16 protein-coding genes are annotated in these 25,709 nt (G+C 37.1%); 2 read left to right on the top strand and 14 right to left on the bottom strand.

Features of this window, described 5'->3' with window-relative positions; translation table 11 throughout:
• Positions 1-149 precede the first annotated feature (149 nt).
• From NEOC95_RS08425 to NEOC95_RS08375, 11 genes are all read right to left on the bottom strand, one after another.
• On the bottom strand, positions 150-791 hold the full coding sequence (locus NEOC95_RS08425; protein ID WP_213152485.1) for a regulatory protein RecX: 642 nt from the start codon (positions 789-791) through the stop codon (positions 150-152).
• Positions 792-875: 84 nt separating this feature from the next.
• Positions 876-1,481 (bottom strand): hypothetical protein, encoded by a 606-nt coding sequence (locus tag NEOC95_RS08420; protein ID WP_213152484.1) that lies wholly within the window; start codon positions 1,479-1,481, stop codon positions 876-878.
• Positions 1,482-2,111 (bottom strand): hypothetical protein, encoded by a 630-nt coding sequence (locus tag NEOC95_RS08415; protein WP_166156236.1) that lies wholly within the window; start codon positions 2,109-2,111, stop codon positions 1,482-1,484.
• Positions 2,112-2,753, bottom strand: coding sequence for a hypothetical protein (locus NEOC95_RS08410; protein ID WP_166156239.1), 642 nt, complete (start codon positions 2,751-2,753; stop codon positions 2,112-2,114). It abuts the gene before it with no gap.
• Positions 2,754-3,176, bottom strand: coding sequence for a hypothetical protein (locus NEOC95_RS08405; RefSeq protein ID WP_166156242.1), 423 nt, complete (start codon positions 3,174-3,176; stop codon positions 2,754-2,756).
• Between the two features lie 81 nt (positions 3,177-3,257).
• Positions 3,258-4,064, bottom strand: a complete 807-nt coding sequence (locus tag NEOC95_RS08400; protein WP_166156245.1) for a hypothetical protein — start codon at positions 4,062-4,064, stop codon at positions 3,258-3,260.
• Between the two features lie 438 nt (positions 4,065-4,502).
• Positions 4,503-11,465 carry an ankyrin repeat domain-containing protein gene (locus NEOC95_RS08395; protein ID WP_213152483.1) on the bottom strand — a complete coding sequence of 2,321 codons (6,963 nt, stop codon included), beginning with the start codon at positions 11,463-11,465 and terminating at the stop codon, positions 4,503-4,505.
• Positions 11,466-11,494: 29 nt separating this feature from the next.
• Complete coding sequence (locus NEOC95_RS08390; RefSeq protein WP_166156251.1) at positions 11,495-12,133, bottom strand: hypothetical protein; 639 nt, start codon at positions 12,131-12,133, stop codon at positions 11,495-11,497.
• Between the two features lie 623 nt (positions 12,134-12,756).
• Entirely contained in the window at positions 12,757-14,154 is a 1,398-nt protein-coding gene (locus NEOC95_RS08385) for an alanine/glycine:cation symporter family protein (protein WP_166156254.1), read from the bottom strand.
• 16 nt (positions 14,155-14,170) lie between these two features.
• Positions 14,171-15,562, bottom strand: coding sequence for an alanine/glycine:cation symporter family protein (locus tag NEOC95_RS08380; protein ID WP_166156257.1), 1,392 nt, complete (start codon positions 15,560-15,562; stop codon positions 14,171-14,173).
• Positions 15,563-15,732: 170 nt separating this feature from the next.
• Positions 15,733-17,286, bottom strand: coding sequence for a hypothetical protein (locus NEOC95_RS08375; RefSeq protein ID WP_166156260.1), 1,554 nt, complete (start codon positions 17,284-17,286; stop codon positions 15,733-15,735).
• Positions 17,287-17,479: 193 nt separating this feature from the next.
• Between NEOC95_RS08375 and NEOC95_RS08370 the strand changes: the two genes are divergently transcribed.
• Entirely contained in the window at positions 17,480-18,571 is a 1,092-nt protein-coding gene (locus NEOC95_RS08370; RefSeq protein WP_166156264.1) for a 3-deoxy-7-phosphoheptulonate synthase, read from the top strand.
• Position 18,572: 1 nt separating this feature from the next.
• On the top strand, positions 18,573-19,016 hold the full coding sequence (locus tag NEOC95_RS08365; RefSeq protein ID WP_166156267.1) for a hypothetical protein: 444 nt from the start codon (positions 18,573-18,575) through the stop codon (positions 19,014-19,016).
• A 189-nt stretch (positions 19,017-19,205) separates the two neighbouring features.
• Here NEOC95_RS08365 and NEOC95_RS08360 read toward each other — a convergent pair whose 3' ends face one another.
• The 3 genes from NEOC95_RS08360 to NEOC95_RS08350 form a co-directional block, all read right to left on the bottom strand.
• Positions 19,206-19,565, bottom strand: a complete 360-nt coding sequence (locus NEOC95_RS08360; RefSeq protein WP_166156270.1) for a hypothetical protein — start codon at positions 19,563-19,565, stop codon at positions 19,206-19,208.
• Positions 19,562-21,787: a hypothetical protein gene (locus NEOC95_RS08355; protein WP_166156273.1), complete on the bottom strand. Its 2,226-nt coding sequence runs from the start codon at positions 21,785-21,787 to the stop codon at positions 19,562-19,564. The genes NEOC95_RS08360 and NEOC95_RS08355 overlap by 4 nt, the downstream gene beginning before the upstream one ends.
• A gap of 814 nt (positions 21,788-22,601) precedes the next feature.
• The gene (locus NEOC95_RS08350; protein WP_166156276.1) at positions 22,602-25,466 is read right to left on the bottom strand and encodes a valine--tRNA ligase; all 2,865 of its coding nucleotides are present in this window, start codon (positions 25,464-25,466) and stop codon (positions 22,602-22,604) included.
• Positions 25,467-25,709 lie beyond the last annotated feature (243 nt).

The following is a 25,709-nucleotide window of genomic DNA, read 5'->3' as shown; positions in this document are numbered from 1 at the left end:
TGTTGGTTATCTAGCTTGATTGGTTTCATAGTCAACTTTGCAAGAAATTAAGAGCTTTATAATGATTTAGGCGTAAATAAAGTATAGCGATTTGGGAGAAAAAACGCTCTCAAAATATTACTTAAGCATGAAACATCCTTTAAATCATGTCAAACTAGATAGCTAATAGCTGTTTGGATTAAATGAGGGAGGGAAAAGCTTTTTTCTAAAGCATTTAATAGATTTGCAGGAACTGTTTTAAGCAAGGGAGCCGGTGGCTGGTGCTCTTGCTTTTTAAATGGGGCTATTGAATTTATCTTTTCCAGATTGTTAGGCTGGTTTTTCAATTTTAATCCGAGCTTTCTTATTGCTGCCTCATAAGGAGGAAAGTGAGAGATCGAGGACAAAGGCGCAGTGGTTAATAAGGTAATTTGGTAAAAAGCCTCAATAGCTTCTAAAATTACAGGCAAGCTAAAATTCTCCTGCATGTCCACACATGTGCCCAGAGCTTGCTCCCCCTTCATTGCAAAAATCTTAGTAAGCTTTTTCAATATTTCCCTTATATTATTTTTACCCTCAGTTATAATTACATATAAAATTTTTTCTGTAATCTCTCTGCAGCTTTTACTGGATTGGTTAAGAATGTCTAAAGAAAGCTTTGCTATTTTAATATCCACTTTTAAAGTAGAGCTTAATAAATTATATCTTATATGTCTTTTTAATGGAGAGTTGCATTCTTGAAGGATTTCATGGTGGAGAGGGGTTAAGTAATGATTAAAATCATAATGAGGAAAGTTGACGGCTGGTAACATAGAAATCCTTAATTTTTTCTGCAAAAAAAGAGAATTTAGGGAGGTAAAGTAATAACTTTTTTATCTCTTTCTAATTTCCAATTTTTATGTTAGTAATAGAGGAAAAGTATTTTTTGCGCCTTGTGAAGCTTTTTCTGCTTCTAGCACATACTTTTCAAATAGGGCGTAAACTTCTTTAAAGCTTGTAATGAAATCTATGCGTTGATCTAATTCATATTTCAGGTCAAGCTTTTCTACTGCAAGAATATTTAACTGATCCACAGGATTGCCAAGATCAAAATCAGTTCTCCCACAGCCTTTAGTATTTTTAATAAAAAAATGTTTGTGTTTATGGTAATATTCTAGGCATTTATTCTTAAGCTCAGGTCTTTCATTTATAAAGGTATCTAGAAGATAAGTTTTCCGCTTTAATTCTTCGATCTCAGGTTTGAGTTTTTCACATTCTAATCTTGCCTCTGTATCTATAGGGTCTTCTTTTTCAAACCACCAAATTGAAAGATCGTCTTTAAGATCCTTAAAAAATTCTTGAAGATAATGAAAAATACCAAGAGCAATTCCTTTTATTTGAGCCCCTAAATAAGAACATATTTTACAAATTCTAACGAATAGTTGAGAAGCATGCGCAGTTTTTTGTGGGCATGTTTTGATAGGAAGTATATAAGATGAAGTAACACTTGGAGTTATTGCCATTCAATCTTCCTTATTTTCCAAAGCTTGTGTTAATAGAAGTGGAAAAACATTTCCTGCGCCTTTTGCAGCTTTTTCTGCTTCTATTACATGCTTTTCAAATAGGGTGTAAACTTCTTTAAACCTTGTAATAAAATTTATGCGTTGATTTACTTCAAATTCAAGGTCAAGTTTCTCTACTGCAAGAATATTTAACTGATCCACAGGATTATCAGGATCAAAATCAGTTCTCCCACAGCCTCTAATATTCTTGATAAGAAGATGTTTATATTTGTGATAATATTCTAAGCATTTAGCTTTAAGCTCTGGTCTTTCGTTTATAAAGGTATCCAGAAGTAAAGTTTTTCGCTTTAATTCTTCAATCTCAGGTCTAAGCCTTTCACATTCTAACCTTGCCTCTGTATCGATAGGATCTTCTTTTTCAAACCACCAAATTGAAAGATCGTCTTTAAGATCCTTATAAAACTCTTGAAAATAATAAAAAATCTCAAGAGCAATTCCTTTTACCCGGGCACCTAAATAGGAACATATTTTACAAATTCTAGAGAATACTTGAGAAGCATGCCCAGTTTTTTGTGCGCATATTTTGAGAGGAAGTATACAAGATGAGGTAACACTTGAAGTTATTGCCATTCAATCTTCCTTATTTTCCAAAGCTTGTGTTAATAGAAGTGGAAAAACATTTCCTGCGCCTTTTGCAGCTTTTTCTGCTTCTATTACATGCTTTTCAAACAAAGCGTAAACTTCTTCAAAGCTTGTAATAAAATCTATACGTTGATCTAATTCATACTCCAGGTCAAGTTTTTCTACCCCTAAAATATTTAATTGGTCCACAGGATCATTAAGATCAAGATCAATAGCAAGTCTTGTTCTTGGAGAACCCCTTTGATTCTTGATGAAGAAATGTTTATATTTATGGTAATATTCTAAGCATTTATTTTTTAGCTCTGGCCTTTCGTTTATAAAGGTATCCAGGAGAAAGGTTTTCCGCTTTAATTCTTCAATCTCAGGTCTAAGCCTTTCACATTCTATCCGTGCCTCTGTATCGATGGGATCTTCTTTTTCAAACCACCAAATTGAAAGATCATCCTTAAGATCCTTATAAAATTCTTGTAAATAATAAAAAATCTCAAGAGCAATTTTTTTTATGCGGGCACCTAAATAAGAACATATTTTACAAATTCTAACGAATACTTGAGAAGCATGCCCAGTTTTTTGTGAGCATGCTTTGATAGGAAGTATACAAGATGAAGTAATACTTAAAGTTATTGCCATTTAATCTTCCTTATTTTCTAATGTTTGCATTAATAGAAGAGAAGAAGTATTTCTTGCCCCTTTTGCAGCTTTTTCTGCTTCTAGCACATGCTTTTCAAATAGGGCGCAAACTTCTTTAAAGGTTGCAATGAAATCTATACGTTGCTCTAATTCATATTCAAGGCCAATTTTCTTCACTGCAAGGTTATTTAACTGACCTGCAAGATTATTGCCGATTAAAAGCAATCTTCCTACCCCCTCCACTGTCCTTTGCAAGAAGATGTTTAGAGTGGTAATAACATTCCAAGCATTTAGTTTAAGCTCAGGTCTTGCATTTATAAAGGTATCTAAAAGTAAAGCTTTTCGTTTTAAACCCTCACTTGTAGGTGTAAGCTTCTCACCATTTATCTTTGCCTCTGGAGCAAGAAGATCTCCTCTCTCCACTCATAAATTAGAAAATAACTTTTAAAATCATTAGATATATTTTGGAAAAGGGTAAACATATAAGTTCCTTTTCTGGCATAGTTAGGAGAAAGCAAATTTATCTTTTAACTGAAGGAGAAAAGTAGCTATATCTACGCCTTCTATAATAAAAGCTTGTTGTGGAAACAAAGCTTGGTTAACTAAAAAATGCTGCTGTAGCGTTCTAAATAAATCAACAGAACATTCTTCATCTTTTTCTAATTCTTGAAGCTCTTTTAACACGCGTGCTGCACTTAATTCTAAATGTACTTGCATGTTCTCTAACCTATTTTTTTCAGCTAGGTCTATGGATTGAATCCACTTTAATCGATGTGTACTTCCTTCGCGCAAAATAAAAGTGTCCACTAGCTTTCGTGCAGAAAAGCTACTTCCTAACAACCCGCATGCAAACGTTATTGTTCCGGCGGGAACTGCTCCTATACCTCCTCCCGCTAAAGCTCCTCCCAGTGCTCCCGTGCTGCCTAAAACAAATGCTCCGGTAGCCGCTATTTTAATCCAGGTCCATTGATGTCGGCTCCTCAATTTTTTTAAGTTTTTTTCGTCATATCCACTGGAATCTTTTAAAGTTTCTATATAATGCTTAATAGCATTTCTATAAATTCGGTCGAGCACTAAAATTTCTGGTGATAATTTCTTTGGATCTAAGCCTGCTAAGGCAGAAGGCAATAGAGAATCTCCTTGAAGAATTGCCATAATATGCTCAAAGTTTATGGCTCTCTTTTCCTCGGCAGTCATCAAAACGGGGTTTTTTTTCCAGTTCAATTTTGAGTTTTTTTTGACTAAAGTAAGCTTTTTTCCGTCATATTTAGCACGGATACGAGTGCAAGAAAAAGAAACGGTAAGAGACATAAAATTATTTCCTTATGTAATGAGTTAAATTTTTTTTATCCTATATATATGCTTAAGCCCCATGTGAAAAATGAATTATACGGGGGCAAAATCTGAAAATTTCTTCAGCCTTTATTTAGATTCACTTCGCCTATTTTCCTTTCTTTTTTATAAAAAAGTGTTTTTTTATTAATTATTTTATGTTTATATAAGCATAAAGAGAGGTAGCTAGGGTAATGCTGAGTAGGATGTTTTTTCTTAAATTATGCAGTGCTATTTCCTTTATATATTTTAACCTAATAGCCTTAATTTACTGGTTTCATCTCTCGTCTTTTAACAGCCAATTATCTTGTTGCTTTTGTTTCATCCCAAGTGGCCAGCGTGTTAAATATTAGCCTAAAATTTGGCCTGGCAATTGTCCTTAAGTTCCCTCTTTTAATAGCCGTAGGGTTTTTTTGATTATATTAGAGGTCCTATTTTATGAAGGAATTTTTTGGCCTCATTATTTAATAGATTTAAAAGTTTTTCCTTTCCCTCAAAGTTTATTTTCTCTACCTGTTGAATAATATTTAATGCCGAAATATCTGGATATAATGCATGAGCTCCTGCCTTAATGAGTAATCTGGCGATATCAAAATGTTGTTTTTGCACACAGGCATACCATAAAGGCGTACGGTAGTGTTTATCACAAATATCCACATCAATATTAACAGGTGATTGAGAGTGCAAAAGGCGGCGCACAGATTCTGTTTGTCCTTTTCTTACAGCTAAATGTAAAGCAGAACTGCCTTCACTGTCTTGTTCGTTGATATATTGCGTACGAGATAAGAGAGGAATAGCTAGCGGGTAATTACTTCTTACGGCTCGATGTAAAAGCGTTTCATTTTTCTTCTTTTTTTTATCCAACTTTTGATATTTTTTGAAGACACGACGTAAGGTATCGTTATCTTCGGCAACCAAATCAATAGGACGTTTGCCTTCAAAATTACAAATCTCTTGATTCGCGCCGCAAGTTAATAGTAAGCGAACAATTTCTACTTGACCTTTTTGAGCTGCACTATGTAAGGGAGTTAATCCGGTATCATCTTGGATGTCTAAGCTGGCATGATTTAAAATTAAAATTACAATATGGTTGAAGTTTCTAGCTGCGACAGCTAAATGCATCAATGTTTTACCTTCGTGATTAGCTTCATCTAAATCCGGCCGTGCAAATTCAATCAAAAGTCGAAAGTGTGTATAAGAGCCATTTTCTGCCGCTAATTCAAAAGCATTTTTGTTTAAAGGGCCATTTGCCCATGGATCCGCACCATTCTGTAAGAGCCATGCTGTGCTTTGCAAGGCTCCTTGCATACAAGCAATATGCAAGCCTGTATGATAGGGCTTTAATAAAGTATTAGGGGTGATACCATGCTGATAGAGATAAATGACGGCCTCAATATTATCCTGAGAAATTGCTATTCGAGCAGCTTGATTGAGGCTTTCAACATTTTTTGAAATACGATATTTATAGAATATCTCTAAGAGCGGCTTGGCAGCTTTGTTCATAGCAGCAAATGATAAAACATCTAAGTCGTGCTCAGTTTTTGATTGGACTTGAACTTGCTGTTTTAGTAGCCATCTGGCAGTTTCTGCTTGGCCATTAAAGATGGCCAAATGAAGGGGAGTGGCTCCTTGAAAAAGGCTGTCATTATTAGGTAAATCATTTAAATTTTCTGATGCTTCTAATTCTACACGAGTATCTAAAGAAACCCCTAATTGTTTTAAGTTGGATAAAATATCTGTTTGGCCATGATAAGCTGCAAGATGGGCAGGTTCTAGGCTTGAGCGAGAGGTGTTATTACATGTCTCTTGACGTGCTATCAATAGCTTGAGCACTCGCTTTGCTCCTGGAAGAGTAATAATGTTAATTTCCTTTTCATCTATAATATGAGGATTAGCCCCCTTGAGAAGCAGATGGCGAGCAATTTCCTCTCTTTCTAAAGTCAAAGAGATATATAAAGGCGTTACCTTTTCTAACGTTCCTATTTGATTGGGACGAGCTCCATATTTTAAGAGAGCATTAACGGCAAGGGATTTATTATGCTTGCATGCAAAAATTAGAGGTGTTATCCGCTCAAAGTCATAATGTTCAAGATTGGCTCCGAGTTCAGCAAGTATGCGAATGTTTTCTTTAGTAGTTGGAGTATTGTTCCGTATAGCATAAAAGAGGGGGGTACGCCCCTCATTATCTTCTCTATTTAAATCTTTCTTTTTAAGCTGTTGAATGAGTGTTTTTAACTCTACAAGATTGCAGTATTGCGCTGCTAAATGGAGAGGGGTGCTTCCTTTATGGTTTTTTATAGTTAATTCATTAGCAGGAATGCTCAAAAGAGATAGATTGTTTTTGGCAAGCAGGTGGGCGACTGTATCTCCATTACTATCACTTACTTTATGTATAAGAACGGGATATTTTAATAATTCGCTTATAAGCAAGCGAACATTATTCTTTTTAGAAAATTGAAGAATAAAATGTAGATAAGTTCCCCAATAATTAGAAAAGTTATCAGGCGAGAAGATTATCTCCTTAGAATCAAACTGAGGGAAAATTTCTAGTAAACCATTGACATCATCATTATTCAACGTTTGATAAAACTTACTAACCCTTAAATCTCTTTCGGCTGTCTTATTGTTTAAAATAGCAACTACACCTGGATGCTTGCAAGCAAGCTCTAGATTAGATTTACCAGATTTGTGGCCTTCATTCAGGAATCCCGCATTTAGAAGAAGTTGAACACTGTGGGGATTTCCCTGTGAACACGCTAGATGCAAAGCATTATAATCAGAATGAGTAGTTCTTTTATCTACAAAGCCTGTATGTAAGATGGCTTCAAGAATTTCCTTATTTCCTCGGAATGCAGCTAGCATTGTAGGAGTCCATCCATAGGGGTTAGCATAGTTGAAGGAGGCAAAATTCTTGCGTAAGAGAAAAAAAGCCTTATTAGAATGGTGAAGAATGGCCTCATATAAAGCATCGTCTAAAACAGCTTGTGAAGGCTTGGTAAGCATTAATAAATCAAAAATCCTTTCATCATCTTTTCGTGCAGCTTCACATAAATCCTCTCCACTTATAAGGATTTTGTGCTTGAGTAGGAATGTGACCAATTCTAAGCTATTGGATCGAATAGCATAAAATAAGGGAGAATGGTTCTTATCGTCTATTTTTGAAAGGTTGGCACCTTTTTCTACCAATAGCTGTACTAATGCCTGTGAACCTGTTTGGGCAGCTAAATGAGAAGCGCAGCAATTACGATCATCAAGAGGAATGTTGACTAAATCGATGGTTGTAAAGCTCTCCAACAGCAGTTCAATGCAAGCCTGCTGCCCTGATTTCATAGCTGCATAGAAAAGGTGTTTTTTTCCATAATGATTCTCTAAAGAAATATTGTTTTTCTTTACTATTTGAATAAGGAAATGCAATACACGTAAACTTCCATTTTCTGCAGCAATATAAGCAAGTGTTTTACCATATTCTTTTTCTAACGGTTGCATTCTATCTTTTACCTTATAAATCAAACTTCTAAAAAGAAAGATACCATCAGCCTTTGCAAGATAATGTAACAGCTTCCATCCGTTAGGTCCCTCGATGGCTTCTAAATTTGCTCCCATAGGTTTAAGAATGAGTGAAATAATCTCATAGCTTCCTGCCTGCGCGGCTACTAATGTATACTTATCCAGCTCCTCAGAAGATATATCTATAGAATTAAATATTTTTTTGATGCAGGCGTTATAGGTACTTGTTAATAAGGGCCGTGGGTAGATGGAGGCATGTTTTTTGAAAAGTTGTTTGACAATAGACCAAGCTCCTAGGGAAGCAGCTATGCTAAAAGGTGTTTCATTTTCTATATTAACGCTATTTAAATCTTCTGTAAAATTGATTAAGAGCTGTGCTGCAGAAAGATTGCCATAACGAAGTGCAATATGTAAGGGAGTATCGCCACAGCAGCTTTTATATTGGCTAAATTTAGGAGTATTAAGTGCTACAAACTCTATAACTTCAGAGGATCCTTCTTGCGCGGCTGCTTCAATGGCAAGAGAAGAGGGTTGGGTGGCTTGAAAAAGTAATTTAAGGATAGGAAGGCAATTATTTCTTATAGCAATTTCTATAGCTGTAACGCCATCTTGGCGCTTGATAGATGGATCAGCTCCTTTTTCAAGTAAAATGCTTACTACTTCCACTAAATTATGCTCGCAAGCCATCATCAGGGGAGTTCCTCCTTCAGCAGAGCAAATGTTTATGCAAGAATTGACGATAGATTTACTTTCCAATAGCCTGTGAATAATTGGAAGGTCTCCCTCATGTAAGGCGCAATGCAATTCTGTATATCCGCCAGTGAGAGTAGCTAAGACAGATTTCCGTTTTAATAAATGATGTATGAACTCTAGCTGTCGATGTTGAATAGCGATAATTAAAGCAGTCGATCCATTATTGCTTGCTGCAGAGAGCAAATTTGCATTCTTTTTTAATAATAACTCTAAGTGTTTTACATTTCCTGCCATAGCAGCATAGTGGATAGGTAAATAGCCGTGCACATCTTTTAACTCACAGGCTAGAGTTTGACTCAATAAAGTGTCCAAATAAAAAGGATTTCTAGCTAAAGCAGCAATATGGAGAAGTGTTCTTTTATATCTATCGACCATTTTATGCAAAGGCGGCTTTGTTGCCATTAATTTCATAAATTCATCTTTTTGGTCCGCCTGGATAGCTTTTTCAAGCTTTTGCCTTTGCTCTACCGCTTTCCAGTCGCTTCCTTTAGGAACTAGAAGATAGGATTCCATCCAACTGTAATCTTCAATCCGTTCTAGGGGAGCATCTTCATGCATTAAACTAAAGGCAACTCCTTGGAAATTTTCGCTTTTTATTTTAGTCCATGTCTCGGGAATTAATTCATGTAATTTGCTCCAGTTATCGTGGACAATGGTATTGGCCAGGGGAGAACCTTGTATCTGCTCGGTGACTAGCTCCATTCCGCAACCTCCTACCACTCTTTTGGACTTTTCTTTGATCTCTTTGCTAACCTGGGGTGAAATATGAATTTGATCATATTGAACTTTATTAAGAGTAACAGAGTTATTGCTAATTTTATTTAGATCAAAAATCGCCTCAAAAAGCTTGAGGTATAAACGGCTTCTAATTTGTGAGTCGCTAAGATTCCACGAATAATAATTGTTTTTTAAATTTTTTAAAATTTCAACGTAGTCTGACAAAGTTTGCTCAAAATAAAGAGAAGCTACTCGTTTATAAGTAGGTTGGAATAGATCATTTTGATTTAAAAAAGTTTGAAGCGATGAATTCGCACGTTGGAAAACATTTTGTTTGACGATGTCTTGTAAGAGATCAAGGAGGTCTACTTTTTGATCTAAAAAAAACTTTTTTTCTAAATTTTCTTCTTCTCTATGAAGTAGCATTAGCTCGCTAAGGTTTTTAAAGTAATTTTTTAGTTTTTCTTCGTGGTTTTTCAAAAATTGACGCATGACTTCACGCTTATTAACTTCAAGCTTCTCTGTATGGTGTACAGAGATAGGAAGATAAGGAAATAAGGGAGGGCATCCGTGCACAAGAGATTGCTCACATGATGGTAAGATAGGAACTTTGCCATATTTTTTTAATGTGGAAAAATAACTAGAAAAAAAGTTGATGATCCCAAGCATAGAAAAATAATGGCGACAAAGAGGCATCTTGACCATATGATTGTGAATTCTCTCTGACATGAGTTCATAAGCATTTTCCAAATCGGTATAGGCTGCAGGCATACATCCATATTTTCTCACATGCTTTGCGAGCGCTTCATTATAGGCTGGAGAAGGCTCTATGGTATAGTGAACCTCAAAATCTGTATCAATTAAGAATAAGTTTTTTTCTTTACGATAACTATTTTGTTTGGCAATAATTCTAAATGAATTTTTGAATCCCTCCTGGCTTTCAAAAATTTTTTCGTAGGGCTCATCTACAAAAAGAGCATCATGGATTTTATCCCATAATCTTTTACTTTTAATTAAATGAGTTAAGCCATTAACTGCAAAATAATTTTTATCTCCATCATTTAAATAAGCTTTGCAGTATTCTTCAAAGCTTATTAGCTTTTCTAAAGCAGAGGCCGACTTTTTATCCCAGTCTGGATTTTTATACCATTCATCTACGAACTCTTCGGAATAAATGCCCCCATTTAGGTAACCCTTCATCATATAATCTAGCATGCTGATTACACGACCTACGAGAGTATTTTCATAAGCTGGATGAATGACGGGAAATAGATCAGCTGTTCCCTGTTTGAAATGCAAGCTGAAAAAAGGTATAGCATTATCTACATAAATCCCTACAGCTAGCTCTCGCAAAATTTGCTGAAGCTCTTCATTTGAAAAAGGAAATTCTCCTTCAGGGAGTTGGGGGGTGCAGAAAAAGTGAGTGTTTTCAAATAAAGCGTCCGGTGAATCGAATAAGCCTTTAATATATTCCATGCTGCAGGCTACTCCGCCAATCTCTCCTTCTGCTCCACCTTTAACAGGGATAGGAGAATGGGGATGGGTAGAGTTATAAGAATTTGTCAGTCGCGTTTGTTGCAAGGTTTGATAGAATTGTTTACGGGCTGGAGTAGCTGCTTTAGTGGTAAATTTGCGAGAATCATCTAAAATTTTACTTGTTTTAGCTAAGATACTCTCGAGCTCTTTTCTCTCATCGGCTGTAAGGTCATCAAAACGCAATCGTAATTTAATGTCTCTTATAATTTTTTTTGCCCCGTTCTGCTGATCACTTACATCTTTTATATGGTCATAAGGCTTACCGTTTTTCGGGTTTAGGAGAGGTTTTCCTTCTCTGTTTAATAGTACTATGCCTTGTGCTTCTTTTCGATAAGCTGTATAGTGATAACGATTCAAGGCTCCCTTTTCAGTCAGACGCATTAAGCGTTCATTCAAATCTTTAATCACTTCCTGGCAAGGCTTTTTATCATACTGGCTTTGAGCTACTTTTCCTTCTAGAATGTAATTATGCCTACCTGCAGCTTCAAGATGGGGCCAGATAGAGAGGCATAATATGTTAATATCATACACCACATCCCACTTACGCAAGCTACAGCTTGTTAAACGAGTAATAAGCTTAGCCGGTGGCTCTTGAGGATTTAAAGAATTAATGATGTTTTTTTCAGGTACAATCACCAAGTGGCCTTCTCTATCTAACACAGCCCCTACCAGTTTATCATCCATTTTCCAAAGCTGAATGATGCTGCCCTCAATATCGTAAAAGGGAAGCATAAGAGGAATTAATTTTTGTTTTAGAAAATGCACCTTATCGTAGTTGATAGGTTGAATACGTTTATTTGTAAATCCTTCCCGGGTAGAGAGATTTAAAGGAAGATGTAAAGTAAATTGTGAAGGCGAGTTAACCATTTTTTATTCTTCCTTTATTAGAAAGGTAGTTAAAATTTTTGCTTGAGCCTTTGGCGAGCTTTTTCTAGCACACTTAAGTCTAGAAGCTCCATTTGACTGTTGAGGAGGCAATTTTCTATATCATCAGTATCAGGAAGGTTCTGATACTTTTCTCCCGAAGCAATAGCTAAAGCATTAAAGGCGCAGCTTCGTATAAATTCGCGAGCATAAGTACTATGTTCATGAAAACTATCCAGTTTTCCAAGGTTTTCAAAAACATCTAACACAAGCTGTAAAAGCTCTGGATCATAATTTTCTTTAAGAAAATCTCCGGCAATGCTTAACGCCCATAAGCGTATGTCATCATGAGGATCCCACTCTACACCTCTAATAAACATTTTAAGTTCTTTCAAATAATCTTTAGTGTACTCCCAGTAAGTGCAAAGGGCTTTTAAAGCTTGCATGCATACCCATGGTTCCGTTTGATGATAAAGAAATTTTTCCAATAAAGGGCGGTGACGAATTAATCCTAATCTGCCTACAATAAATATCCATGTATCTAAATCCTCATCTTCATCAGCCTTCTTATCTTGAAGTTTGTGTTCCACATAGGCAATTTCTTCAGGGGTTAGCTTACCCCATTTTGCTTCATGGGATAAATCGCTTGCTCTGCGCATTTTTTTTGGCATATCTTCGTTGATCCCCTAATAAGCGTTATAAGATTAAAGCTCGCCTAATTTTCTCTTAGTATAATTTATTATATAAATCAGGAATCTTATTGTTTTATCGTAAATAATACAAGCATTACTTTTACTAATGTTAGTTTTTTATTAGTTTTCCCTCTGAAAAAAAACTAAGCAGCGTGTTTATTTGATAATAGAATGATTTATAGTTCCTCAAAGAAGATTGTTATAAAAAGTGGGTTAATAGGTAGCTGGCAACCAACGTTTTAGATTCTATGATGCAGCTAAAAAGCGAAGTAGGACACGATGAATAACTTTTAAGTCGGAAATTTTCAATTTGATTTGATAAGAAGTTTTAGTGAAATTTAAGTCTATAATTTCAATAAGACATTTAAATCTTTCCCAGCTAACCCTTTTAAATTAAGGCTATAGTTTTTTTAAAGCAGATGATTAAATAAAGAGCTGCTTAAAAACTTATGACTGATATATCAAAGAGCAAAATAAAATGATTAGTGAACGATTTTAAGAAGCGCTTTCTTAATTTAATCTTATTCTTCTTTCTAACCCGATTATCCTACTTGAATTATAGCTGCATTGCTAAAGAGGCAGTTTACCTTAAGAAAAAAGTTTTAAGCCCTATCTTCTTGTTCATGGGAAAGCACTTTAAGAAATGAGCGGCTTTCAGCGATCACTACTTTTGACAGGGCACAGAGACCAATTAAGTTTGGAAAGGCCATTAAGCCATTGCATATATCAGAGATTTTCCAAACGACATCGAGCTCTAAGATGGCGCCAGGAATGACTACTAAGGTAAAAATAGCCCTATAAAAAGGAACGGATTTAGAGCCTAGTAAATATTCCACACATTTTTCTCCATAATAAGCCCATCCTAGGAGAGTGGTAAAAGCAAACAGCACAAGGCCTAGAGTCACTACATAGGCTCCCCCTGAAAATGTTTGGTTAAAAGCTGCAACGGTCATCGAAGCTCCGTTGAGGAGCTTACCCTCTGCATCTAAGCTACCAAAGACTTCGGTGACACCTAACACCAACGCCGTAGCGCTGCACATTACAATGGTGGCTAAAAAGCATCCTGTCATGGAGACTAAAGCTTGCCGTCCTGGTAAATCTGTTTTGGCGGCTGCGGCAGCAATCGATGCTGTTCCTAATCCTGCTTCGCTAGTCATGAGGCCACGGCTGACACCCACCTGAATAGCCATTAACATAGTCGAACCTGCAAATCCCCCAAAGGCGGCTTGTCCCGAAAAGGCATACTGAAAAATGTGTGATAAAGCAGTAGGCAAGCGATCATAATATTTACACAGTATCACGCCTGCTCCGCCAATATAAATGATGGCCATAAAAGGAACTAATAAACCGGCAACCTTACCTATCGATTTGATTCCTCCCAAGAGGGTAGCCCCTGTTAAAAGTGCTACAATGAAGCCAGTCACCCATGGCTCGATGTGAAAGACATTTTTCATTACATCTGCCACAGAGTTGGCTTGAAGCATATTACCGCCTCCAAAGGTTCCAATGGCTCCAAAGATTGCAAATAATACCGAAAGCCACTTCCATCCTAATCCATATTCAATGAAATACATGGGCCCCCCACACATCTCGCCTCGCCCATCCATCTTGCGATATTTAACAGCTAAAATGGCTTCCGCATATTTAATGGCCATACCTATCAATGCGGTGACCCACATCCAGAAAAGTGCCCCTAAGCCGCCTATGGCAATAGCTGTGGCTACACCCGCAATATTTCCTATTCCTATGGTAGCTGCTAGCGCCGTCATTAAAGACTCAAAATGGCTAATGTCACCTTGACCTGATACATCTTTTTGTCGGCCAAAAGCTATTTTTAAGCCATAGGGGAGGTAACGAAATTGTAAGCCTTTTAAGGCTATGGTAAGGTAGAGCCCCACTCCTATTAATAAGATTAAGAGGGGAGCGCCCCATATCCAGCTGTAAATATTATCTAAAGTGTGCAGGAGTAAAAAGCTTAATTCTAAATCTGGGGTTGCCATCGCTAAGGGGTCCTAGTTATTGCTTTGATTCAAAGGTTTTTTGTAAAGCTAATCTTTCTTTTTGAACTAAAGCTAAGAAATGTTCATTTTCTGCCACAACCACTGCCGATAGACCTATCAAGGAAATTAGATTAGGGATGACCATTAATCCATTCGTAATATCTGCTAAATACCAAGCGACCTCCATCTTGGTTACAGCACTGGGAATAATAATCAAAGTGAACAAAATGCGATAAACATTTACAGAATTAATGCCAAAAATGTATTCAAAGCATTTTTCTCCATAGTAGGCCCAAGCCAGCACGGTAGAAAAAGCAAATAAAATAAGGCCAATAGAAACGATATAACTGCCGCCAGGGAGGGTGGATTCAAAAGCTGCAAAGGCCATCGCAGCCCCATTTAAAACCTCTCCAGAATCGTTTATAGCTCCTTGCACTTGGGTAACTGCTAATACAAGGCCCGTTACTGTGCAAACAATGACTGTAGAAATTAAAGCACCCGTCATCGTAATCATGCCTTGACGCCCGGGGCTATCCGTTTTGGCCGCCGCCGCTGCTATAGAAGAAATCCCTAAACCTGCTTCATTGGAGAACACGCTACGCGAGACTCCTGATTGTATAGCCATCATAAGAGTAGCTCCTACAAATCCACCAGTGGCTCCTTGTCCTGTAAAAGCAGTTTTAATGATAAGGCCAAAGGCATGAGGTATTTTATCAAAATGAAAAGTAATGACGATAAGCCCGCCGATAATATAAAATAGAGCCATAATAGGGACTAATACTCCGGCCACATGTCCAATACTTTTAACCCCTCCAATAATGACTAATCCTGTAATGCCCGCTAGCACAATTCCTGTCCAAAAAGGATCCACCGCTTTAAGATGCTGAATAGCTTCGGTAATAGCATTGACTTGCACTAGATTGCCAGTAGTGATAGCTGCTAAAGCTCCTAAAAGAGCAAACAGTAGAGCCATCCATTTCCAACCCAAACCTTTCTCTATATACTGCATGGGGCCACCCATCATCTCACCACGATCATCTATTATCCGATATTTCACGGCTAATATAGATTCTGCATATTTAGTAGCCATTCCTACAAACGCTGTGACCCACATCCAAAAGATTGAGCCTAAGCCGCCGACAGCTAAACCTGTAGCTACTCCCACAATTGCTCCTGTTCCAATAGCGCCAGCTAAAGAGGTCATTAAAGCTTCAAAAGGGCTAATATCTCCTTTAGAATTTTGGCGTGTGCGGGCAAATACTTGTTTGATTGCATAACCGAGATAACGAAACTGCACACCTTTCAAAATAATAGTCAAGTAAGCCCCGGTGCCGATAAGAAAAATAAGAAGAGGTGCACTCCAGATAGCGTTTTTAAAGTTACTCAGAAAAATATCCACATTTTCCATCAGGAAGTCCTTTGTTTGAGGAAGAAAAAGGATATCTTAAAAAAGCTTTTTATTAAAGTCTAAAGCGGTTAACAGCAGCTAGGCGATTAAACTAAAAATTATATTAAATACTTTTGTATGAGTTAATTTCTTTAGCTTTTAAAGCCCCTTCAGAAGAGCGGGCAAAGAAGTTAAAAAAGAAATTCCTTTCCTTGCTTTTGCTCATGCATCAAGCGGCGTTTTGAACGCTGCTCTAAAGAGCTTTGCCTATCTTTCTCATTAAGTAAATGAGGAAGCGATAGGTTAAGGTCAGGAAGAATCTGCAAAATAATGAAGCGAGCATCTTCGGCGAAAAATTTAAAGTATTCTCCAAGGGCGATATTTTCGCTTTTTTGTAAGCATTTTCTTTCTTCTTTATCAATTCTACTGATAAGGGTATCGATCTGGACAAGAAGTGAATCTACAAATAAGCGGCATTCATGGCTAGATGGATGGCCGGCACTTTGCTGTTTAGCTAAAGAACGCAGTTGGTTTAGCTGTTTTGATAATAGGCCTATTTGGTAAAAAAAAGGAGCATAAAAATTGTAATTCCAATCAGGACGATGAGCGGAAAACCATGTTTCTACCCACATAAAGGCAGGTATCTGGGCCTTCCACATCATTTGAGAAGCTGTCCATAGGTTACAGTGGTGAATTCCTTTTTTAGCAGGAAGTTGATTAGCTACGCATAAGACTCCTAAAAAATGCTCATTTTGGCAACGTAACATGTATTCATCAATTAAATCGTGCACTAAAAGAGGCCATAAGCCCTCACTTTGAGGCACTTGCCCTACATTGAGGACAGGCATTAAAGGGGAGAAAGATTTCTCAATTTGATGACGGAGTTGATTCCAAAAGGGATGCGGGGATTGATTATTAAGTAAGCAATCTTCAGCCGTAACAGAGTAAGCTAACACGGTGTTTTGTCGCAAATCGTTAGCTAGGCGAGACATCCAGCTAGCGCTTTGCTGAGCAGATTCTTCTTGATCTGCAGGCACATAAAAAATTAAAGTTTTAGACTTTTCTAAAATATTTTCCACTAGGCGTGCTTCTTCTAAGACCAGTTCGGGTAGAGTATAAAAATCCATCCCTGGGGCTTCTAAAAATTCAGGATGTTGCCATTGGCTTTCCCAAAAAAGAAAATCATAATGGGCATTTTGAGAGGAAATTTGGTTAATGTAGCTTTTAACTTTATCGCTATAAGCGGGGGTTAAAGGTGAGCAAATAGCTTGTTGCTGAGCTTGAAAATGCGAAAGTTTTAAAACAACTTTTAGTCCATAACTTTGCAAAGCTGCGCAAAGGCTCGTAAGATTTATTTCATCGTTATATTGATCGACAACAATTGTATTATATCCTAATTCCAGCACGGTTGTAACAAATTCTTCTATTTTATGAGGCTGGCCCAAAAGGGCTTTAATACTATCTTCTATCCATAAAGGGCGGATTTTAAATCGAGGTTTAATATGCCCTAAGAAATCGGCAAGATGGCCGCTGCGTATTCCGGTATGGATTTGCTGCAGAGCATAAATTGCTCCTAGATAACCTTGAGCTTTTATGTTTATCCTTCCTGCAGCATGGCTAGCGCGGAAGCTTTCCAACCCGCTATTATCGATGGATAGCCAATGAATTTCGGGATAAGGCTTGAGGGCTTTAATAGAAGAATATTTTTTTCGTAGCGTTTCGAAGAGTAATTTTATTTTTTGCATTTTTAAGAAGAGATGGGTTTAGCTCATTATAAAAATTTATAATTCCTTTTTTATTAGTAAATGTTTTTAAAAACCATTATATAGCTTGTAAAAAGAAAAAGTCTGCCATCAGGCTTCGTATCCTAGTTGGTATTTAATCTTGCTTTTTGCTAACCTTCAGCTTTTCAATTCATATTTAATTTAATACTAGCTTATGCTTCATTATAAACCACTTCCGTCACCGAGGGAGTTAAAAACCTTATATCCTTTAGATGCTGAGGCTATCCTATTTATAGAAAAGGCACGAAAAGAAATCTCTAATATTTTGGAAGGAAAAGATCAAAGGCATCTGATCATTGTGGGACCTTGTTCTATTCATGATATAAAATCTATACGAGAATATGCTCTTAAATTAAAACCTTTAATGCATGAAGTTGCCGATCAATTTTTACTTGTCATGCGCACCTATTTTGAAAAACCTCGTACCGTCGTAGGCTGGAAAGGTTTTTTGCATGATCCTGAACTTAACAATAGCTATAATATCGAACAGGGCCTTAAATTAACAAGGCAACTTTTAATAGATCTTACCCGTTTAAAAATTCCCACGGCTGCAGAATTTCTTGAGCCTCATTCTTGTGCTTATCTTGATGATCTAATTGCATGGGGATGCATTGGAGCGCGCACTTCAGCTTCTCAGATACATCGCCAAATGGCTTCTGGCTTGCCTATGCCAGTAGCTTTTAAAAATAGTGTAGAAGGAAATGTGGAAATTGCTATTCATGGCGTTATTTCTGCTGCCCAACCCCACTCTTATATGGGAATAAATCAGGATGGCCAAATCTCTGTTGTGCATACGCAAGGTAACTCTAAAGGGCATATAGTTTTAAGAGGAAGTGATTCGGGTACCAATTTTGACCATGCCTCTCTTGCGCAAGTTATAAAATCTTTGGCAAAATTTAATTTACCTTTGAGTTTTCTTATCGATTGCTCACATGGTAATTCTAAGCGTCTGCATGAGCAACAGCGCCAGGTGTTTCATTCAGTCATTGATCAAATTACCGAGGGCAATGCTTCCATCCGTGGTCTAATGTTAGAAAGCCATCTACATGCAGGTAATCAGCCCATGCTGGAGAACCCCCAGCTTCTACGTTATGCTGTTTCTCTTACAGATCCCTGTATAAGCTGGGAGGCGACCGCTGCACTTATTCGTGAGGCTTATAATAAAATGCGCGATGCGCTTCCTATTGAGAACAACTCTACTCAGACCTTGTATTCTGCAGGCTGTAGTTTCCAAAAAAGCAGGTAATGTGAGAATCATTTGTTTCGTATTATTTTTGTATATTTTGGGTGGATGCTCCAAGAACGCTTATCTATCCGTCCAATCTTCCTATTTTACAAAAGAGTCTTTAGCAAGCTATCATGTAGGAACGCCCGATCCTATGCTTGCCAATCCGCCCGCAGAACAGCAACTACTCATCTCTTGGTCTTTTCCTTATACCTATTTAAAGAGTGAGAATTTGCATTTGGATATCCATATCCAACTGCGTAATAAAGAGCAGGTGAAATTAACTCTTCCTTTAAAAAAATCACATGGCTCATATCTCTATGTATTGGCTAATGAGCGCTACTTTAAAACTAAAGGAATTTTAACTTATAAAGTTGACTTAATAGCTAATGGTAGGATTGTAGAAGAATGGCGGCATCATTTGTGGCATGAAATTATTCAAGTAGGAGAAGATGAACCGGACTAAGCAAGAGAGATTGGTTATTAATAAGCTCGATTCCTTACTTATAGTCTCAGCCATTATCCGCCAAGGTAGCGAAAATTAAGCTGTCTAATCATTAAGATTAGTCAATTCAAATAAGGGCCCGAGCAGTCCTGTAAAGGTAGCGATAATTTCTATCTGCTGGCTTAATAAATATGCTAGTTATTTGAAAATTTAATAGCCATAAAAATTGGTATTTAAGTAATAATTTTGCAGCTCTTGCGTGGTCCCAAATTTGGGTTGCATAGCTGCATTTTTAGAAATATGTTTATCAAAAATTTCTTTAGTAAGGTAGACTAGCTTAAGCTGATGGGTATCTGAAATAGGAACGATGATTTCTGTAGGACAATAAGAAATCATTTCGTCTTTAGTACTAGGGCTTGTCTTAAGTTTGCTCCAAAATCCATGGCCTGTGTCTTCCCACTCAATTACTTTTCCTTGATTCTTTATTTGTGGGCGTATTGCCAAGGGGTTAATGCCACCTTGTTCGCTTTCCAAAACATAATAAACAGCTGAGTAAGTTGGTACACTCATTTCCACATCTCCATATTAAAGCTATCATTTATGATAATAAAGTCATTTATATTTCTGTTAGGTTGCTCGATTAATCCTTTAATGTGCCATTCATTTTCTTTTTTTTCAACAATATTATCGTGAATAAGTCTGCTAATAATGTTTTCTTTAGCTTCTTCAGTTTGCACAACAATTTTTTTTATGAAATGGGGAGCTATGTAATCTCTAATCATCACTTCATTACTTCTTCCAGGATGATCATCGAGACTAGAGGACTCCATATTAAAAGTTAAATCTTTTAAGCTGACTCGTCTAGCAGTGCGTGAGCCGAAGGCATCATGCCGATGACCGTAAGAATTGGCAGGATTTACAGCTTTTAAATCTATTAACAGTTGAATATGTCCAGCTTTAGCAAACTCTTCTACCTTATAATTCAACATTTTTTTGGTCACTAGTCGAGTAAAGACAGATTCTGCTCCTCCTGATTGGTAGTCTTGCGGCACACTTGATCCTTGAATGAAATTTCCAGCGCTATATCTTAATTGGCTAGAAAGCAAACCTACTTTAAGGATAAGAGATAAGGTTCTTTCAGGGTGCGGACCTGTTAATCCTAGCATAAGGCCTAGAGCCCCTTCTTGGCGCATTTTATCAGACATATTAAAAGAAAGTACTTTTTTACCAGGGAGGGTTTCCACCCAACAGTATTTTTTATTATCTATGTATTCCTTTATATAGGGGTTCATCTCAGGCTTTTGCTTGATAATCACGGTTTTTAAGGCGTCTAAAGATAAATTAAAGTATCCTGGCTGCTTATTTAATATCTTAGCATCATCTGGGAAAAATGCATTAAAAAGCTGATTAAAAACTAGCCTTTCCTTATCTATGTTGCGACTAGGAACTAAAGCGGGAGGACAGCCTACTATACTTAAAAGCATGTGGACTTTATTAACTACTTCTTGAGGCAGAGTATCACCTTTTAGATCAATATTGACCTCTACAATGACTTCTATTTGATCTGCTAAGGTTTTGATCTTATGAGAATGAGGGATGATAATTTGCCCTAAGTTTTTAAAATCAATGATAATGGTTGGAGCTTCCGGCAGCTCATATGCTTCAGTGGGCACAAACTTTCCATTGATTTGTTTTTCATAGCGGTATCCTCTTTCCTCAAGTTGTGGAGAAAGATCGATTAAAGAAGTTAAACTTTTTTTCCATAGGTTTTCTTGTTGAATGATAACTTCCAACCATTGTTGTAGGTGTTCGCAGGCTTGACCGTTCAGTTTAATTTCCCAGCAAAATTTTTTTTCGTTATCATAAGTTTTAATAAAGGAGCGAATGGCTTGATCCTTGATCGCCCAGGTGCCTACATCGTTTAATACGATGCCATTTAATGTATCCACGGACATTTTTATTATCTTTTCAATTTCGGATAAATTCTCTGGCGAGAAAGGAATCGCTTGCTGGGCAGCTTCGGCTAATAGTTCAAAGCCCCTTTCAACATTACCAGCAAGCAGGTTACTTCTGGCAGCTTGATGATAAAGCAGCTGAGAGGTAGTGATAATATAAGACTCATCTATAGATGTGGGAAGGCTAGCTAAATGCTTTGCTTGATTGATCATTTCTTTAATCACTTCATCTTTAGAGAGCTTGCCTAATTCTTCGAAATTTTCTATTGTTAAAAGATTGTTGGCAGAAACATAGAGAAGGTAATTTTTTTCTTTCGAGGAAGCGAGGAATGTTTCTGCGTCATTAATACTTTCCTTTTCTTCTTTTTCTTTACCTTTTACTTTTTTTCTTTCCTCTATCTTTACAGGAGTTAATGGAAGAGATTTTTCAGAAAAAGGAGGGAAAACAGTAATGCTTTCAGGAGTAGAAATAGTAGTATGAATAGGCTGCCCTTCTTGCACTTTCTCAAATAACTTTTTTAATTTTTCAACTTGTCTAGGTCTTTCAAAATGCGTGCCTTTATCATGTGTAGGTAAAATTTCTGATGAAAAAAGCTTGTCTTCAGGATTGTGAGTTTTAATGGAAAGCTGAGTAGCTCGTGTGCTATTCGCTCTCTGTCTTTCTTCAAGAGTGCTTAAAGGCAAGGTGCTATTTGCCAAACTTTCCTTGGCTTGTTCACTTATCTTTGCCTGTTCTAAATTATGCTTTTGGCTTGAACTTAGATTGTGATTTTCTTCAGGTTGCGTCGCTGATTTTTTCCAAAAATTTAGTAAGCTATTGTAATCGTTACTCATCATTATCCTAAATAGAAAATTTCTTAATTACAAATTATATATTATATATGGTTTATTTAATAGCTTTAATTTAATTAAACATTGATTTGAAATTAAACTATGTTTTATTTAAATTTTTATTTTGAATAAGTTAAAGAGTTGCTAGCTTGAGATATTTTAATTGAAGTATAGCTATTATGCTTTGCTTAATGAAAAAGACTAAGTATCGTGGATTCTAAGCGATTAAAGGAAGTTACGTAAGCGGCCACGGGAGGGATCATTACTTAAGGCGTCAATGCCTAAGGGCTTACTATAAATCAAAAAGGGCAATAAATAGAAAAACAGTTGCCTGAGAGCATTCTTGACATTGCAGATGCCCGCAGAATCGCACCTAAAGCTGGGTATACCCCGTGACCGCTTACGAAGTTACACCTTTTAAAGAAACTACGTCTGTATAACCCAAAAAGAAATTAGCGTTTTTCCAGACCGATTCTATCCCTAAAAACTAGCTTTTTATTAAGTATATGATTACATAAAGAGCTGCTCAAAAGCGTATGATGTGTAACCGAATAAATGCTAGAGAATGTGTAGTAAGATCTTTTTTCTTCTCCTGCTATCTCTCTATTTATCATTTTTCAGCATTTATAGATGTTTTCCAGGGCTTTTGATAAGGGAAAAAAGTTAGGGGAAAAAAACTTAAAGTAAGTAAAATTTATTTATACTAAAAGGGGGGATCTACTTATTTATTTAAGTCAGTTCAAAAATTTTATCTACCTACCAGGTAGATAAAACTTCTTAAACTATTTTCGAAAGACGTGAATCTTAAGTTTTCTTGCATTTATGCCAATTGGCTTAATTTTGCGGTAACTTCCTCTAAGCTTTTCTTGGCTTGTACCAACTGTTCTGTATGTTTTTGTATCAAGGCGGCAGGAGCTTTGGCTACAAAATCATGATTAGCTAATTGTATATTAATTTTATCAATGACAGAGTTTAAGCGCTCTTTTTCTTTCAATAGGCGAGCTTTTTCCTGCTTCATGAGCTCTTCGGGTATAGGAATAATGATCTTAAGACTTTGATAAAAGGTAGAGGAAGAAAGTCCAAATTCTTTTTCCACATGGTGGAGTTGAAATTCATTAATTTTTATCAGTGCTTTAATAATGCTTATATTTTCTTTTATTAACCTAAGAAGCTTATTATCTTCTTTTCCCACGATGTGCACATTGGTAACTGCATTAAGAGGTAGCTTCATTTCACCCCGCAAGTTACGAATGAGGTAAACGATATTTTCGATAACATTAAAAGCATGATCGATTTCAGCATGGCAATCTAGCTTATGAGTCACTTGGGGATAAGGGGCCACAATACAGGCTGGGCTCTGTAATGCCTCTATAGCTTCTTGCGTATAAAGATCCACGTCGGTATGCCTTGGGCTAGCCCCTAGCAAACGCTTGAGTTGCTGAAAGAGCTCTTCACTGATAAAAGGTGCCATAGGGTGGATAAGACGCATTGACTGACAAAGCACAATAGCTAACAGCTTTTGTTTGTTTTTTCGGTCTTCGCTTGTTCCTTGTTTGCCAAAAAGTATGGGTTTAGCAATCTCCAGATAATAAGAACAAAATTCTTTCCAGAAAAAATCGTATGCTTCCAAGGCAGCTTGATCAAATTGATAATGAGCTAATTTAGTATTAACTTTATGGACCACGCGATTAAGTACAGAAAGAATCCAGCGATCTTCTAGAGCAAGAATATTTTCATTAAGTCCTCGAGCAAACTCTTCGGGGCTTAAAGCATGCTCTCCCTGAAGATTCATAAAAATAAAGCGGGCTCCATTCCAAATTTTATTAGCAAAATTACGAAATTCTTCAAAACGTCGTCGATCTAAATCGATCTCTCGCGCTTGATTAGCACTAGCACATAAAGCCATGCGCATCGCATCCGTGCCATACTCATCGATAATTTCTAAAGGATCAATGACGTTGCCTTTAGTTTTGGACATTTTTTCCCAATTTGATTGAACATCGGGAGGGATCGGCTTGCCTAGATCATATTCTAAGCGTTCTTTATCGGTAAGATAGGAGATTCCTCCTTCTGCTGTCTTTCTCCAATAAGATTTGCCGTAAATCAAGCCATGTAGATAAATATCAGGAAAAGGAACTTGCTCCATAGCCTGCTCACCCATAAAAATCATACGGGCTACCCAAAAGAATAAAATATCATGGCCGGTAATTAACACGGAATTAGGATAAAACTTTTTAAGTACGGCGTTCTGTTCTGGCCATCCTAATGCTGCAAAGGGCCAAAGGCCTGATGAAAACCAGGTATCCAACACATCTTCTTCCTGTACCCAATCTTCAGGATTTTTTGCAATCTCCGGAGGCAGGCCTTCTCCTTCATAACAGATAATCTTCTCAGGGTTTTTACGATGGTACCATACCGGGATGCGGTGTCCCCACCATAGCTGTCGGCTAATGCACCAATCACGTAAGTTATCTATCCAATGGAGATAGGTGTTTTCCCAATTTTTAGGAATAAAATGAATGCGCTCTTCGGTCAAAGCAGCCCGTAATTTTTTAGCAAAGCCCTCCATCTTGATAAACCATTGCTTAGACATGTAGGGCTGAATGATGGCTTTAGAACGGTAGGAGACTCCTACGCGGTGAAGATGAGGAACCACCTGTTTCAAAAGGCCTTGCTGTTGCATCTCTTCTATTACCGCTTGGCGCGCTTCTTCCATCGATAATCCTGCATACTTTCCGCCTTTTTCGTTAATTCTGCCATCGGGTGTCATGATATTAATAAAAGGAAGATGGTGTGACAAACCTATTTGATAGTCGATAGGATCGTGGGCAGGTGTAATTTTGACCACTCCCGTTCCAAAGTCAGGATCTACAAGATGATCGGCAATGAGGGGAATATGCTGTTTAGTTAAAGGGTGATAAACAGTTTTACCTATCCATTGTGCATAGCGTGGATCTTTAGGGGATACGGCAAGAGCTGTATCTCCCAACATAGTTTCAGGGCGGGTAGTGGCAAAGCTTACAAAACCAGAAGCGTCGCTTAAAGGATACTGGAAAAACCATAGAAAAGATTGCTTTTCTTCATATTCTACCTCGTCATCAGCCAGAGCGGTTTGGGTCACAGGATCCCAATTCACCAGATAATCTCCACGATAGATTAACCCCATCTCATAGAGTTTTTTAAACATCGTTTTGACGGCGCGGTTATTTCCTTCATCGAGGGTAAAGCGTTGGCGTGTCCAATCACAAGAACAGCCCATCTTTTTTAACTGGTTGGTTATACGGCTTTCATTTTCTTCTTTCCATTTCCACACATGTTGTAAAAATTCTTCTCGGGAAAAATCTTTGCGTTTTTTACCAGTAGTTTTAATTAGATGGCGTTCCACTACTGTTTGAGTAGAAATACCTGCATGGTCAGTTCCTGGAACCCACAGAGTTTCAAATCCAGACATGCGTTTCCAGCGAATAAGAACATCTTGTAAAGTATTAGTAAGTGCATGCCCCATATGAAGCTGACCCGTCACGTTAGGGGGGGGGATAACAATACAAAAAGGCTTTTTGGGAGAATTTGGATTGGCGTTAAAATACCCTTTGCTTTCCCAAAAACTAAACCACTTGGTGTCAACCTGCTTGGCCTCATAAGCTTTAGGTAGTTCGGTAGACTCAACAGGTAAGGGGCTCATCATAAACTCTCAATTTTATAAAAGAGCATGATTATAGCTAAGCCGCTATTTTTTAATAGATGCATTTTATAAGATTTTTAAGGAAGACAGCTTGTTTTTATTTTAATCTAAGCAACTAGGCAATGTAAGTGATTAAAAAACAATTGCTAAAACTCTTAAAATTATTTTTTGTAAATCATGGGAGAAATTAAAGATCTCTTTCACAGGGTTTGCTTAGCAACTCGGGCACTAGAGGCTTAAGAATGG

Source organism: Neochlamydia sp. AcF95 (assembly GCF_018342455.1).
In the GTDB taxonomy this organism is placed as follows: Bacteria; Chlamydiota; Chlamydiia; order Chlamydiales; family Parachlamydiaceae; genus Neochlamydia.
The sequence above is the reverse complement of the archived record's forward strand: the minus strand, read 5'-3'. Positions and strand labels throughout refer to the sequence as shown.

Coding starts and splice junctions, on each gene's coding strand:
- NEOC95_RS08390 (WP_166156251.1), bottom strand. CDS start 12,133: ATGCCAAAAAAAATGCGCAGAGCAAGCGATTTATCCCATGAAGCAAAA.
- NEOC95_RS08410 (WP_166156239.1), bottom strand. CDS start 2,753: ATGGCAATAACTTTAAGTATTACTTCATCTTGTATACTTCCTATCAAA.
- NEOC95_RS08415 (WP_166156236.1), bottom strand. CDS start 2,111: ATGGCAATAACTTCAAGTGTTACCTCATCTTGTATACTTCCTCTCAAA.
- NEOC95_RS08380 (WP_166156257.1), bottom strand. CDS start 15,562: ATGGAAAATGTGGATATTTTTCTGAGTAACTTTAAAAACGCTATCTGG.
- NEOC95_RS08355 (WP_166156273.1), bottom strand. CDS start 21,787: ATGATGAGTAACGATTACAATAGCTTACTAAATTTTTGGAAAAAATCA.
- NEOC95_RS08350 (WP_166156276.1), bottom strand. CDS start 25,466: ATGATGAGCCCCTTACCTGTTGAGTCTACCGAACTACCTAAAGCTTAT.
- NEOC95_RS08395 (WP_213152483.1), bottom strand. CDS start 11,465: ATGGTTAACTCGCCTTCACAATTTACTTTACATCTTCCTTTAAATCTC.
- NEOC95_RS08420 (WP_213152484.1), bottom strand. CDS start 1,481: ATGGCAATAACTCCAAGTGTTACTTCATCTTATATACTTCCTATCAAA.
- NEOC95_RS08400 (WP_166156245.1), bottom strand. CDS start 4,064: ATGTCTCTTACCGTTTCTTTTTCTTGCACTCGTATCCGTGCTAAATAT.
- NEOC95_RS08370 (WP_166156264.1), top strand. CDS start 17,480: ATGCTTCATTATAAACCACTTCCGTCACCGAGGGAGTTAAAAACCTTA.
- NEOC95_RS08375 (WP_166156260.1), bottom strand. CDS start 17,286: ATGCAAAAAATAAAATTACTCTTCGAAACGCTACGAAAAAAATATTCT.
- NEOC95_RS08360 (WP_166156270.1), bottom strand. CDS start 19,565: ATGAGTGTACCAACTTACTCAGCTGTTTATTATGTTTTGGAAAGCGAA.
- NEOC95_RS08425 (WP_213152485.1), bottom strand. CDS start 791: ATGTTACCAGCCGTCAACTTTCCTCATTATGATTTTAATCATTACTTA.
- NEOC95_RS08385 (WP_166156254.1), bottom strand. CDS start 14,154: ATGGCAACCCCAGATTTAGAATTAAGCTTTTTACTCCTGCACACTTTA.